The organism is Acidaminococcus sp. HCP3S3_H5 (assembly GCF_052122235.1).
Lineage (GTDB): Bacteria > Bacillota > Negativicutes > Acidaminococcales > Acidaminococcaceae > Acidaminococcus.
In genome coordinates this window covers 95,389-109,796 of record NZ_JBQKCS010000001.1, presented here as the reverse complement: position 1 = coordinate 109,796, position 14,408 = coordinate 95,389, and the positions used below count along the sequence as shown (strand labels likewise).

Below are 14,408 nucleotides of genomic sequence, written 5' to 3'. Positions count from 1 at the left end.
AGGTTTCTTGTTTTTTGATGGACTTATTGTAGCACGAAAGGAAGGCGGAATCCCGTTAGAAAATCGTGTGTTTCTAAACGAACTTGTCATTTTGTGCAGAATGCCAACCTGCCATTAAAGCAGACGCTTCTTTAATGGTTCTGGCATGGCGAGGACAAGTAGTTCGATAAAATTATCGAGAGGAATTTTTTGCCCACCAATAAACCAGTCCTGAATCATCTCAGAGATAGAACGCATATAGTACTTAGCCAAAAAATCGATTTCTATAGGAAGTGCATCTTCTTTACCTAAAATACGCAGGCGTTCACGCAGTAAATCGATGGCGTAGTCATTAGTCGCATAGCGGAAGGAGGTCTGCCCTGATGTGTTTTTCAACGCATTTAGAAAAAATGACTGTTTATCCGAAAGGGTAGTGCAGAATATACGCAACGCATCACGCCAGCTGATTTTATTGCCGAGTTGGCTAAAAGTCGGCTCAATTTCTTTGTTATAGATAGAAGCCAGTAGTACATATTTATCCGCAAAATGATTATAAAAGGTTGTCGTTGTCATGCCGCAGTTGGTGACAATTTCTTTGACCGAAATCTTGTCAACGGATTTCTTCCCAGCAAGTTCAATGAGGGAAGCAGCCAATAACTGCTTCGTGGTAGGCCGTTCAATCATAAAAGTCTCCCCTTCATTCATGGATGAAAATAGTAAAACGGGTTCTTCCTACTGCCAAACTTTTTGTAGGGTGAAACTTTCCCTATAATTTATAATTATAGCAGAAAAGAGGGGGATGGGCAGGTGGGAAATGGGGCATAAGTGCAGAGTGAAGAGCGCAGAGTGCAGAGCATCCCCCTGGGCGGCCGGGACGGGCTCCCCTGCGGGGAGCCCCTACGCCGTTGGGGTCAAAGAACCAACGGAAAATCAGAGCAACGGGATCGTCGAAATATTCGTTTTTAAGACGGCTGGATCAAACGTTCGATTGCAGCGCTGTAGGGGCGAGCCGCAGGCCCGCCCTTCTCCGGCCTCCCGGAGGGTTCCCTTCGGGGTAAATCTGTATGATCTTTTTCTTCTCCTCTATCTTGCTTTCTTTTCTCACTGCCGATATACTAAATTATTAATGACATTTCATATTTAACTGCAAAGGAGCCTGCCATGGAACTGAAAAAAATCCCTTATAATCTGACGGTATGCAAGGTCAGCCAGCTGTCCGATATCCGTTTGGATGCTGATTTTTATTTTATTGGAAAAACCGATGAGGAACTGTCCCTGGTTTGCCGGACGAAAGATGCTCCTCTCCAGACTCTGGAACGGGATGATGGCTGGAAAGGGTTCCGGATCCAGGGCATCCTGGATTTTTCTCTGATTGGGATCCTGTCCCAGGTGTCCGGCATCCTGGCCGAACACAAGATCAGTATTTTCGCCGTTTCCACGTTCAATACCGATTACATCCTGGTGAAAAAGGAAAACTTCGACCGATCTCTGGAAGTGCTGGCGGAAGCCGGATATACGGTTGTTTGAAAGAAGCTTCGGGCCCCCTGGGCGGCCGGGACGGGCTTCCCTGCAGGGAGCCCCTACCACGTTGGGGGCAGAGGATTTCCTTCGTTCGGTATGACTTGGTTGGCGTAGGGATGATTATCATTACGCCCGTACATTCGGTGTGTTTGCGGGCCTCCCGGCGTGAGGCCCCTACGGTGCCGATTTATGCACCAAAATACGGGCCGTGCACAAAGCCATAGGGACGGCAGGCCCGCTCATCGAAGATTCGATGAAAGCCGAAACTCCCTGCCTCCCCGTTTCTCCGACCCTGACGCTGTAGGGGCGAGCCCCGGGCCCGCCCTTCCCGGCCACCCGACGGGTATCCATTCGGGAAAAATCCCCTGGATTTTTGTCCTTTTGTTTTCCTGGATGTTACTGCAACAGGTTGAATTTATCCTATCTATGGTCTATCATTGATTCATCAAACTTTAAGGATGATTGTTCTTTCAAAAAATCAGAGTCTTTTCCTGCAAGAAAGAAGGTATCCGTTATGATCAAAGAAATCGTCCACGATATTGTTTTCCTCCAGCAAAAAGCCCTTCCTGCTTTTCCCGGAGACCGGCAGACGGCCCTGGACCTGCTGGACACGCTGGTCGCCCATCGGCAGGAATGTGTGGGCATGGCTGCCAATATGATCGGAGTCCCCAAAGCCATTATCGTAGTGAATCTGGGGATGATGGATCTGATCATGTTCAATCCGGTGATTCTCAAAAAGAAACATCCCTACGAAACCGAAGAAGGCTGCCTGTCCCTATCCGGAACCCGAAAAACCACCCGGTACAGGGAAATCCAGGTAGAATTCCAGGATATGGAATTCAAAAAGCAAAAACAGACATTCAAAGATTTTACGGCAGAAATCATCCAGCACGAGGTGGATCATTTGCAGGGAATTGTGATATAAAAGAACGGATACAATATAGTCTGTACAAAAAAAGGCCCGCAGTCGATGTGACTGCGGGCCTGATTTTTTTGCGACCTGGGGGGCCGGGATGGAAGGAAAGATGGATGGAACCCGTAACCGGTTTCCTCTGAATAAGGACGCAGCTGACGCTGCTAACCCACCACCAGCCTATCGGCCGGTCCCCCGCCCTTGTAAAGGGCGGATAGTGGGTACGCGGGCTTACGCCCTGGCACCCACATAAAGCAATGGGGCAAAGCCCCGAGCGTATATCCGCCCTTTTCAAGGGCGGGGGACCGTTGCGCTTGCGCAATGGTGGTGGGTTAGCAGCCCCTGGCTGCGTTTCCCTTCAGAAGCATCTGCCTCCGGCAGATGGTCTCCTTCTGCGTAAGACGGAAAAGCAACCCCTGCCCTGTTCCCTCAGAACCGGTCCAGCAGGGTATACCCTTTTCCCTGGAGGAAGGTTTCAGTTTCGGGTTCGTCGGTTTTCAGCACCACAATAGGGCTGGAGGTTTTCCGGTCGAAGGAGATGTACAGGTACCGGACGAACACGTTGGCGTCTTTCAGATGGGTCAGGATCTTGTCCAGGGTCCCGGGTTGGTCGCTGCCCATGTCCACAGCCAGCACATAGTCGATCCGGCACTGGTAGCCGGCTTTCTGGAGCACCTCCAGGGCCTTGTCCGGATTGTCCACGATCAGCCGGATGATGCCAAATTCGGCGCTGTCGGTGGCCAGCATGGTGTAGATGTTGATGTTCTCCCGGGCCAGGTCGTTGGTGATCTTCCCCAGAGCCCCTTTATGGTTGGCTGCAAAAAGCGAAATCTGTTTCAGCATGGTACTTCCTCCCTGTTTCTCAATAATCCACCCGGCCGGCCAGTTCCAAAATCAGATCTTTGGTTTTGGCCCAGCCCAGGCAGGGATCGGTGATGGATTTTCCGTAGACCCCTTCGCCGATTTTCTGGCTGCCGTCTTCGATGTAGCTTTCGATCATCAGGCCCTTCACCATCTTTTTCAGGTCCGGGTTCATATGGCGGCTGTAGAGCACGTCGTTGGAGATCCGGATCTGTTCCAGGTACTTTTTCCCGGAATTGGCGTGGTTGGCGTCGATGACCACCGCCGGGTTCACCAGATCCCGTTTCCCGTATTCCTCGTGGAGCCGGACCAGGTCTTCATAATGGTAGTTGGGCAGGCTCTTGCCGAACTTGTCCACATACCCCCGAAGGATGGCATGGGCCAGCGGGTTCCCTTTGGTCCGGACTTCCCAGCCCCGGAACAGGAACTGCTGCTCATGCTGGGCGGCGGCAATGGAGTTGAGCATAACGGAAATGTCCCCGGAAGTGGGGTTCTTCATCCCCACCGGGATCCCCACCCCGCTGGCCATCATCCGGTGGAGCTGGTCTTCCACGGACCGGGCCCCGATGGCCGCATAGGAAATCAGGTCGGACAGGTACCGGTGGTTTTCCGGGTAAAGGATCTCTTCAGCACAGGTGAAGCCGGTTTCCCGGATCACCCGGATGTGCATGTTCCGGCAGGCGATGATCCCGGCCAGCATGTCCTCCTTCCCTTCCGGGTCGGGCTGGTGGGCCATGCCTTTGTACCCCACCCCAATGGTCCGGGGCTTGTTGGTGTAGACCCGGGGAATGATGTACAGGGTATCCTTCACCTGTTCCTGGACTTCTGCCAACCGGTGGCAGTAGTCCACCACAGCGTCCTCATTGTCCGCAGAACAGGGACCGATGATCAGCAAAAAACGGTTGTCCTTCCCGGTGAGGATGTCCCGGATCTCCCCATCCCGGCGCCGTTTGGTCTCATAAATGGCCGGCTCCACAGGATGTTCCACCTTCAGTTCCTGGGGAGAAGGCATTTTCCGGATGAATTCCATTTCCAGTTCCATTGTATCCCTCCGTTTGGTGTAAATTGTATTCATTATACCACAAATTTGCAACAAGGACGATTGTATCTGTAAAAATTACAAAAGATACAATCGTCCTTGTTGCTGTCAATGGTCAATGGTCAATTGTCAATGGGCGAAGGAAGGGACCCGGTGCACGGGTCCCCTTGAGAAAAACGCAGCTGTCGCTGCTAACCCACCACCAGCCTTGCGGCTGGTCCCCCGCCCTTGAAAAGGGCGGATAGTGACACTAGGGCATAGCCCGCGTGTCACAAAAGCAATGGGGCGGAGCCCCGAGCGTATATCCGCCCTTGTAAAGGGCGGATATACGCTCGGGGCTAACGGCCCATTGCATAAGACAGGGGCAAGGGCGTAAGCCCGCGTACCTGTTATCCGCCCTTTTCAAGGGCGGGGGACCGTTGCGCTTGCGGAATGGTGGTGGGTTAGCAGCCCCCTGGGCTGCGTTTCCCTTCAAAACCATCTGCCCCCGGCAGATGGTCTCCTTCACCCGCTGACTGCCTTTTACGCCTTGATCACCTGTTCAAACAATCCCTTGTTTTCCTGGATCTTCCCTTCTCCCCCGACTACGCACAGGTAGCCGTCGGAGAGCACGTCCCATACCAGGGGCGCCAGGGCCCGGATGTCTTCGGCTGTGCAGTCGATAATCTGGTCCCGCTTTTTCTGGGCGATGGCTTCCGGGGTCCCCTTCATCTGGGCGGTGATGGCCTTTTCCAGGTGCATGGCCGGGGTAAGGGGCGTATCCACCAGGCTGATGGTGCCGATCACGTACTTGGTCATTTCCCGGTCGGAGGCCTGGAATTTTTCCAGGTAGTCCGGCAGATCCCGGTAGGCCTGGAGGCTTTCCGCCAGTTTGGGATCCCGGTAGCTGGACAGGTAGAAGGTGCCGCTGGGGTCAAACCGGGTACCGGCCCCGTAGGCCCCGCCCTGGACCCGGATCTTGGTCCACAGGTATCCGTACCGGAGGATGGTTTCCAGCACCTTCATGGCTCCCGTATAGTGGTAGCCGTGGTCATGGAAATTGCCCCCGGCCAGTACATACTGGACCTTCCCGGAGGTGGTGATCCCTTCGTTCTTCCCGGGAGCCGTCAGAACGGGCATGGCCTTCCCTGCATAGGGGGAATGGGGCAACTGGGCGGTAAAGGCTTCCATCCTGGCCAGGGCTTCCTGTTCCATGTCCTTGTCGCAGGACAGGGACTGGAGCTGGGCATCCTGGTGGAAGAAGGCGGGCACCAGAGCCTTCAGGTTGGCCGCCACTTCATCGGCCTTTTCGTCGAAATGGGCCCACAGATCCTGGAGGAACTGGTAATAGGTCAGCTGGTCGTGTTCCATGCTCCGGGCGGATTTGGAGAAGTAGCTCATAAGCCGCAGGGTGGCCACGGTCATCCCCCGGGCAAAAAAGTTGTTGTCCCAGTCGGTCTTCACTTCGCTGATGATTTCCTTCAGCCGCTTTTTGTCCTCCACATGGCTCCGGAGGGCGATGCTGCTGAGGATATCGAACAGCTTGTCCTCGTTCTTTTCCAGTACCTTGGCGGACACCTTGAACACGTTCCGGTAGGTGTTGGTGTCGTTGTACCGGCTGTAAGGCTTCACTTCAAAGTTCAGGCCTCCCAGGTATAGATCCGCCAGGGTGGTCAGTTCCTCATAGGAATAATCGTCGGTGTCCACCTTCCCCAGCACGTCGGTGAGAAGATAAGCATAGCACAGCTTGTCTTCCGGCAGACCGGTAAGATCGAAGCACCAGTCGAAATAGGCGATCTTGTTGGTGAACTGATGGAGCACCAGATGGGTGTGGTCCCCCGCTTCCGTTACCTGGGGATGCTCGAAATCGTTTTTCCGGGTAATGTCGGACCGCTGGAGGAGCGGGATGGAGGCCAAGGCTTCCGGGGTGTCGGGGGCTGCCTGCCGGGCATGGAGCTCGTCGGCGATGGCTTCCACTTCCTTCAGCTGGTCTGCATCCATCTGGCTCTTCTTTTCCGCCATGGCCTGGGCGAACTGTTCCGCGTCCCGGGCTTCCTTCCCCGGTTCCGGGGTCAGGGTCACCAGGCATTTGTGGGTGTTGTCCAGAAGTACGCTTTCGATGAGCTGTTCATAATATCCCTTGTCGATGGCGCTCCGGAGGAAGTCCAGGCAGTCGGTGAACCGAAGACAGGCGGTGGGGTCTCCTCCGTAGAGCCAGGTTTCCATTACGTTCAGCCCGTAGATCAGGCCTTTGGGATAGATGTTGAAATCCGCTTCCCGCATCTTGAATTCTTCGGAGTTCAGTTCCGCTTCCAGGAGCCGGCGGGGAATCCCGTTCCGGGACAGATCCTGGAGGGTCCGGTACAGCACCTTTACGAACTGGTCTTCCTTGTCCGGGTCGGAACCGCTGACTTCCACAGAAAACACCGGCTGGAGCTGGGAGCCGTTCAGGCTGCCGGACACGTCGCTGCCGATGCCTGCCCGGAGCAGGGCCAGCCGCAGGGGAGCGTTGTTCCCGTCCAGGAGCACATGGGTCAAAAGCTTCAGGGCCATAATCCGCTTCTGGTCCAGGGCGGACCCCACCACGATGTTCATGGACAGGTAGGTCTTTTTGGCCGTGTCATCCCCTTCCGGCACCGGGTAGGAGGCTTTCACTTCCCGGGTCTGGTCGAAGGGAGCCTGGAGGGGGATTTCCACCTTCAGGGTGCCGGTCTTGGGGAACCGGCTGAGATATTCCCGGTCCATGTAGTCCAGCCAGTCGGCGATGTCCACATCCCCGTACAGGTAGATGTAGGCGTTTTCCGGGCTGTAGTATTTTTTGTGGAAGGCCACGAACCCTTCCTGGGTCAGCTGGGGAATGGCGGAAGGCAGGCCGCCGGATTCGAACCGGTAAGGGGAATCCGGGAACAGGGCCTTCATCACTTCATGTTCCTCGATGGCGTCCGGGGAGGAATAGACCCCCTTCATTTCGTTGTACACCACCCCGTTGTAAAGGAGAGGTTTGTCCCCTTCTTTCCCCAGTTCGTAATGCCAGCCTTCCTGGCGGAGGGTAAAGGGGTTCTCTCCGATGAGAGGATAGAACACCGCATCCAGGTACACGTCCACCAGGTTCCGGAAGTCCTTGGCGTTCCGGCTGGCCACCGGGTACACAGTTTTGTCCGTGTAGGTCATGGCGTTCAGGAAGGTGTTCAGGGAGCCTTTCACCAGTTCCACGAAAGGTTCCTTCAGCCGGTATTTCCGGCTGCCGCAAAGGACGGAATGTTCGGTGATGTGGGCCACCCCGGTGTCGTCCTGGCTGGGAGTCCGGAAGCCGATGGTGAACACCTTGTTGTCATCTTTTGAGGCCAGGTAGAACAGTTTGGCCCCACTGGCCTCATGGATCATTTCGTAAGCCGTGGCTTCGATATCCGGCAGAGGGGTGATTTTTTGTACGGCAAAGCCGTGGAGTTTCGTTCCAACAGAAAGTTCCATGCAGAATCTTCTCCTTTGTTTTCTTTTCTATTAAGGGCAAAAGAAAGGGGAGCTGCCCCTGGCAGTCTCCCCTTCCCTGTTGAATCTTACTTGAAGTACTGCACGCCGCCCAGGAACAGAGGCTGCAGTTTGTTCCCCGGGATGTTCTTCATGAGACCATCGGTGAACCGTTCGGTGTGGCCCATTTTGCCCAGGACCCGCCCGTCCGGGCTGGTGATGCTTTCAATGGCATACAGGGAGCCGTTGGGGTTGTAGGGGCTTTCCATGGTGGGATCCCCAGCCTGGTTTACATACTGGGTTGCCACCTGGCCGTTGGCAAAGAGTTTCTTGATCTCTTCTTCGGTGGCCACGAACCGGCCTTCCCCGTGAGAAACGGCGATGGTGTGGATGTCTCCCGGTTCAGTGAGGGCCAGCCACGGAGATTTGTTGGAAACCACTTTCGTTTCCACCATCCGGGAAATGTGCCGGCCAATGGTGTTGAAGGTCAGAGTGGGAGAGGTTTCCGTCAGAGGACGGATGTCTCCATAGGGCACCAGACCCAGTTTGATCAGGGCCTGGAAGCCGTTGCAGATCCCCAGTGCCAGGCCGTCCCGGTTATACAACAGGTCCATGACCGCTTCCTTCAGGGACGGATTCCGGAACATGGTGGCAATGAATTTGCCGGAGCCTTCCGGTTCGTCGCTGGCGGAGAACCCGCCGGGGATGGCCAGGATCTGGGCTTCCTTGATCCGTTTGGCCATTTCTTCCACGCTTTCCTTGATGGCGTCCGGAGTCAGGTTCCGGATCACGAAAATATCCGCCTTGGCACCGGCTGCTTCAAAGGCCGCAGCGGTGTCGAATTCGCAGTTCAGGCCCGGGAACACAGGGATGAACACCCGGGGCTGGGCCACGTTGTAGGGAGCGGTGAGCGGCAGGTCGTTCCGGTAGTAGGGCATCCGGCAGATGTCCTTGCCGGAATCCTTCACCACAGAGGGGAATACCCCTTCCAGGGTCCGGGTATAGGCTGCCTTGATTTCGTCCAGGCTGATGGCAGTGTCGTTGACGGTGACTTTCCCATCGTCGGTGAGTTTGCCCAGCACCAGGAAGTCGCTGCCGGCGAAGACTTTCTCCGCATCGGCACCGGGAGCCAGTTCCACCAGGAATCCGCCGGGCTGGAGGGTGAACAGGCATTCTTCGTGGAGGAATGGCTTCACAAAGCCAAAGCCCAGTCCGTTGCCCAGGCACATGGAGGAGATGGCTGCGGCCACGCCCCCTTCTTTCACCACGCCGGCAGTAAGGATCCGTTTGCCCAGGATGGCCTTGTGGACGCTGTCCAGGAGGGTCCGGAGGGCAGGGTAATCCACCACTTCGTGTTCATCGCAGGGTACGGGGATGAACACCACGGTGTTGCCGGCCTGTTTGAATTCGTTGGAGATGGTGTCACGGCCGTCCATGACCCCTACTGCAAAGCAGATCAGGGAAGGCGGGACTTCCAGGTCCATGAAGGTGCCGCTCATGGAGTCTTTGCCGCCGATGGCCGGCAGTTCCAGTTCGCAGCAGGCTTTATAGGCACCCAGGAGAGCGGCGAAAGGCCGGCCCCAGGTATGTTCCGTATGGAGTTTGGGGAAGTATTCCTGCATGGAAAGACGCAGTTTCTTCGGATCGGCGCCCATGGCCGCAGCCCGGCACACGGCTTCCACCACCGCGTACATGGCCCCATGGTACGGGCTCCAGCAGCACACGTTGGGATCATAGCCGCTGGCCATGACGGAGGTGGCGTTGGTCTTGCCGTGGAGTACCGGCAGACGGGCGGCCATGCCTTCGGTGCGGGTCAGCTGGTTCCGGCCGCCGTAGGGCATCAGTACGCTGCCCCGGCCGATGGAGCCGTCGAACCGTTCACCCAGCCCTTCTTCGCTGCACACGTTCAGCCGGTCCAGGTTGGCCAGCCAGGCTTCTTTGATATCCTTCTTCCCTTCCACTTCTGCAGGGGTGCTGTTGAAGGGAGAGGTTTCTTCCACTCCGTCCACTACCACGTTGGATTTCTGGGGAATGCCGTTGGTGTCCAGGAAAGCCCGGGACAGGTCCACGATCTTTTCCCCTCTCCAGTACATCACCAGACGGGGATCTTCCGCCACTTCCGCCACCACCGTGGCTTCCAGGTTTTCCTTGGCGGCAGCGGCCATGAATTTGTCCAGATCTTTGGCAGCGATGCACACCGCCATCCGTTCCTGGGATTCACTGATGGCCAGTTCCGTGCCGTCCAGGCCTTCGTACTTCTTGGGCACCTTGTCCAGGTTGATCACCAGGCCCGGAGCCAGTTCCCCGATGGCCACGGAAACACCGCCGGCCCCGAAGTCGTTGCACCGTTTGATGAGACGGGTCACTTCCGGATCCCGGAACAGCCGCTGGATTTTCCGTTCGTTGGGGGCGTTCCCCTTCTGGACTTCCGCACCGCATTCGCTGAGGGATTTGGTGGTGTGTTCCTTGGAGGCACCGGTGGCGCCGCCCATGCCGTCACGGCCGGTACGGCCGCCCAAAAGAACGATCAGATCGCCGGCAGCCGGACGTTCCCGGACTACAGCGTCCCGGGGAGCAGCCCCGATGACGGCCCCCACTTCCATTCTCTTGGCCACGAATTTGGGATGATAGTATTCTTCCACGGAACCGGTGGCCAGACCGATCTGGTTCCCGTAGGAGCTGTACCCGGCAGCGGCACCCAGGGTGATCTTCCGCTGGGGCAGTTTGCCCTTCAGGGTCTGTTCATAGGGAGTCCGGGGATCTGCGGCCCCGGTGACCCGCATGGCCTGGTACACATAGCTCCGGCCGCTGAGGGGATCCCGGATGGCCCCGCCCAGACAGGTGGCAGCGCCCCCGAAAGGTTCGATTTCAGTGGGATGGTTGTGGGTTTCGTTCTTGAACATCACCAGCCAGTCTTCTTTTTTGCCGTCCACGTCAATGGGAGCCACGATGCTGCAGGCGTTGATTTCTTCCGAAGCATCCAAATCAGGGATCTTCCCTTCCTTCTTCAGCTTCTTGGTGGCCAGGCAGGCCATGTCCATCAGGGTAATGGGCCGCTGGGTGTCTTTCCCGTAAACGAAATCCCGGTCTTTTTTGTACAGGTCGTAGGCTTCCGCCACCGGCTGGGTGTAGACACCGTCGGTGATGGAAACGTTTTCCAGTTTGGTTTCAAAGGTGGTGTGCCGGCAGTGGTCGGACCAGTAGGTATCCAGCACCTTGATTTCCGTAATGGAAGGATCCCGGTCTTCTTTCTTGAAATATTCCTGGATGAAAGCCAGATCTTCCAGGCTCATGGCCAGTTCCTGTTTGTTCAGGAAGTCTTCCAGGCCCTTTCTGTCCAGGGCACGGAAGCCGTCCAGCACAGCCACCGGTTTGGGCACATCCCAGGTCATGTCCAGGGTGTCAGGCTTGTCGATGGCCGCTTCCTGGGCTTCCACCGGGTTGATGCAGTAGTGTTTGATCTTTTCAAAGTCGGCGTCGGACAGGTCCCCTTCCAGCAGGAACACCTTGGCAGCAGCCACAATGGGCCGCTGGCCCTGGGTGATGGCCTGGATGCACTGAGCGGCAAAATCTTCTCTCTGGTCATACTGGCCGGGGAGCAGTTCCACGGCAAAGCTCCGGAAACCGGCAGGGATCTCCAGTTCTTCGTCCCGGACCACATCCACCGGGGCTTCGCTGAGCACCAGGCTTCTGGCCTGTTGGTATTCTTCGTCAGTGAGCCCTTCCAGGTCGTACCGGTTCACGATCCGGACGCTTTTCAGGTTCTTCAGCCCCAGGGTCTGCTGGAGATCGGAACACAGACCTGCTGCTTCCACAGCATATTCTTTCTTCTTCTCCACAAATACACGTCTAATTTTGTCGCTCATGACAGCCTCCCTTAAAAATACTCGTTGATAAAATTATTCTCCCGCGGGAACAATTTGTCAAGGATTTCCCATGCATTTTCACTGTCCACATAGATCATGCCGGCTTTCTGGAGCTGTTCCGGTCCGTAGAGGCCGAAGAACAGCTGGGTGAAGGTCCCCACGTCCAGCAGCACCTCCGGGTCGTCCAGGGTGTTTAGCAGCTGGATCCCCTCCCGGGTGAAGTTCAGCTTCACCAGCATGGTGTTGAGGGCGATCTGTTCGTCCTTCAGGGCCAGCACCAGGGTCTTCCCCACCAGGCTCTCCGGTACGGAAAGAGCCTTCAGGCAGGCCGCGGCGTTGATCACCCGGCCCATCATGAAGGGGGCCTCCCGGGGCGCCAGGGCCTGGTCCGGCAATTGGGTCCAGGTCAGGTCGTCTTCCGGCGCCAGCCAGTCCAGGGTCTTGTAGGTGCCCGCCAGCCCCTTGAAGTACTGGAGCAGACGGATTTTGGCCGGGGGTTCTGCAGCAGCCATTTCCTGGACGGTCACTTTGTCTCCCTCTCTATTATACAACGCGTAAGCCTTTGGTGCACCGTCATTCCGGATGATTACCGTCTCAAAATTTTCCTGGGCGGCAGTCAGAAGGGTGTTCTCCCACACCCGGTGGTCCCGGACCACATAGCCGTGGTACCCGGCCATGGCTTTTTCATAGACGGGAGCCACCAGTTTTTCCCCGCTCCGGGTGTCCACCCGTTCCGGTTCGTACCCGTCCAGAGGGTGTCCCGCCAGATCCAGTCCGGCCAGAGGCAGGGTGTAATGCTTCCGGAGATGGGTCCAGGCAAAGCCGTAGGGCTGGTAGATCCCGGCGTAAATGGGCATGAGGATCACAAAAGGCACCTTCAGGGCCCGGAGGGTGGTGAAGGCGGTTTCCATCAGGTCCCCCATCACATGGTGTCCCCGGGCCACCGGATCCGTGGCCACCCCCACAATATAGGGCACCTTCCAGTCCCGTCCCCGGAGCCGGAGCACATAGGGGTTCAGGTGGAGCATGGTCAGCAGCTTCCCGTCCTGGAATCCACCCAGGATCCGGTTCTGCTTCAGGGCATATTCCCCGAAATACCATTCATAAAAAGGCGTCCCCTTCTTTTCAAAGCAGTAATCCCACAGGTCCGCCGCCTGGGACAGGGTATCCTGCTGGAGCAAACGAAAATCCATGGCAATCCTCCTTCAGCGGATGATGGTATTGTATTTTTTCACCATGAACACAGGCTTGTAGGATTCCTTGGCTTCCCGGAGTCCTTCCTTGCCCATGTCCTCTTCCCGGTTGATGTAGGTCACATCGGGCCATTCATGAGCGATGTATTCCTTGTTGATGGCGGTGTACAGGCCCCGGATGTCCGGATCCGCCTTTTCCACATGGATCACCGCCGTGTTCTTCCCGGCCCGTTCCCCGAAGGTGAAGGCCTTCACCTGGCCGTCCAGCCGGATCAGACCGCCCCGGAGCTGGAGGGTATCCAAGTTGTTCAGCCCTTCCTGGATGGCGTCGAATTCCGCCACAATGGAAGGATCGGTGAGTTCCCGCTGTTCCACCCACTGTTTCCCGTAGGCAATGCATTCGTCCTTGTTGGCCGGGGTAATGGGCTCGTAGACGAATTCCGGGTTGTCCTTCAGGAACTGGTTGTAGTGGTTCTTCTTTCCGTGGAGCTTCCGGCCGCTGAGACTGGCCAGGCTGGCACGCTGGTACACATAGTCCCAGTTGTCCCGGTCCGGAGTGAAGGTGTTCACCTGGGGCAGGTATTTCTGGAACCGTTCGATGGTATGCTCGTAGATCCCGTGCATTTCGAAAGGTTCCCCTTTAAAGTACTGCTTCAGGGCGCAGATCACTTTTGGCAGGTCATCGTTGACCCCGCCGAAAGGAGGCAGCACGAAAGTGGTGCCGTTGACGGTGACCTTGATGATGAGACAGCCGTGGCTGATGGCCCAGTAGCTGTCATACTGCTTCCGCCAGATAAAGATGGACCCGAAACAGCATTCCGAGGCATGGTAGTCCTCTTCGGTAAAGTAATCATCGAATATCGGCTTGTCGTCGATACTGATATGCTTGAATTCTAAAATAAGAATCGCTCCCTCATTTGTAAGATGTTTATATGTATCTATTATTATAACAGATGAGTCAAGAGGCTTACAGCATCCCCATATCGTTCAGTTTGTCCACCCGGAATCCGTAGTCGGCGGTCTGGACCACCTGGACGAAGGCCGTGTTGGCCAGGCTCATCCGCCACATGTTGTCTATGGGGAACCCCAGGATCTGACACACCAGGAGCCGGATCAGGCCCCCGTGGCTGACGCACAGGATGGTGCCTTCCGGTTCCATTTGGTCCACCAGTTCCCGGAAGGTTTCCCATCCTCTTTTTTGGGAAGCGGCCAGGTCTTCCTCCGCTTCCAGGTCCACCTGTCCCGGCTTCAGGAAAATATCCCGGAGGGTATCCGGATCCTTTTCCTGGATCTCCCGGAGATGATGGCCGTCCCATTTCCCGAAGGAAATCTCCCGGAGCCCGGGAAGGGCCTTTGCTTCCATGCCCCGGGCCGCCGCCAGAGGGGCAGCCGTTTCCCGGGTCCGGATCAGGTCCGAAGTATAGAGGGCATCCAAAGGCACCCGGGCAGCCCGGGTCACCAGGGCGGATGCCTGTTTCCGGCCGGTGTCGTCCAGGGGGTTGTTGGACCAGCCCTGGAGGATCCCCTGCCGGTTGGCCAGGGTTTCCCCATGGCGCACCAGATAGATTGTCTTCATGTTTCTTTCCTTT

Annotated in this window: 10 protein-coding genes; 2 read left to right on the top strand and 8 right to left on the bottom strand. The window is 56.5% G+C overall.

The annotated features are described in order from the left end of the window. Positions 1–114: 114 nt before the first annotated feature. Positions 115–663: a TetR/AcrR family transcriptional regulator C-terminal domain-containing protein gene (locus ACTQY5_RS00580; RefSeq protein WP_441368632.1), complete on the bottom strand. Its 549-nt coding sequence runs from the start codon at positions 661–663 to the stop codon at positions 115–117. 477 nt (positions 664–1,140) lie between these two features. Between ACTQY5_RS00580 and ACTQY5_RS00575 the strand changes: the two genes are divergently transcribed. After that, positions 1,141–1,506 carry an ACT domain-containing protein gene (locus ACTQY5_RS00575; RefSeq protein ID WP_279127631.1) on the top strand — a complete coding sequence of 122 codons (366 nt, stop codon included), beginning with the start codon at positions 1,141–1,143 and terminating at the stop codon, positions 1,504–1,506. 508 nt (positions 1,507–2,014) lie between these two features. After that, complete coding sequence (locus tag ACTQY5_RS00570) at positions 2,015–2,425, top strand: peptide deformylase (protein WP_441368631.1); 411 nt, start codon at positions 2,015–2,017, stop codon at positions 2,423–2,425. A gap of 417 nt (positions 2,426–2,842) precedes the next feature. On the opposite strand, the gene ACTQY5_RS00565 is transcribed toward ACTQY5_RS00570, so the two are convergent. From ACTQY5_RS00565 to ACTQY5_RS00535, 7 genes are all read right to left on the bottom strand, one after another. Continuing rightward, entirely contained in the window at positions 2,843–3,256 is a 414-nt protein-coding gene (locus ACTQY5_RS00565; RefSeq protein WP_022488105.1) for an amino acid-binding ACT domain protein, read from the bottom strand. 19 nt (positions 3,257–3,275) lie between these two features. Further along, positions 3,276–4,316 (bottom strand): 3-deoxy-7-phosphoheptulonate synthase, encoded by a 1,041-nt coding sequence (locus ACTQY5_RS00560; protein WP_022488106.1) that lies wholly within the window; start codon positions 4,314–4,316, stop codon positions 3,276–3,278. A gap of 519 nt (positions 4,317–4,835) precedes the next feature. Further along, entirely contained in the window at positions 4,836–7,763 is a 2,928-nt protein-coding gene (locus ACTQY5_RS00555) for an insulinase family protein (RefSeq protein ID WP_441368630.1), read from the bottom strand. A gap of 86 nt (positions 7,764–7,849) precedes the next feature. Continuing rightward, positions 7,850–11,626, bottom strand: coding sequence for a phosphoribosylformylglycinamidine synthase (locus tag ACTQY5_RS00550; protein ID WP_308664525.1), 3,777 nt, complete (start codon positions 11,624–11,626; stop codon positions 7,850–7,852). An 11-nt stretch (positions 11,627–11,637) separates the two neighbouring features. Beyond that, entirely contained in the window at positions 11,638–12,819 is a 1,182-nt protein-coding gene (locus ACTQY5_RS00545) for a GNAT family N-acetyltransferase (protein WP_279127636.1), read from the bottom strand. 12 nt (positions 12,820–12,831) lie between these two features. Next, on the bottom strand, positions 12,832–13,680 hold the full coding sequence (locus tag ACTQY5_RS00540) for a DUF2156 domain-containing protein (RefSeq protein WP_441368730.1): 849 nt from the start codon (positions 13,678–13,680) through the stop codon (positions 12,832–12,834). A gap of 106 nt (positions 13,681–13,786) precedes the next feature. Then, positions 13,787–14,395, bottom strand: coding sequence for a histidine phosphatase family protein (locus tag ACTQY5_RS00535; RefSeq protein ID WP_288311032.1), 609 nt, complete (start codon positions 14,393–14,395; stop codon positions 13,787–13,789). Positions 14,396–14,408 lie beyond the last annotated feature (13 nt).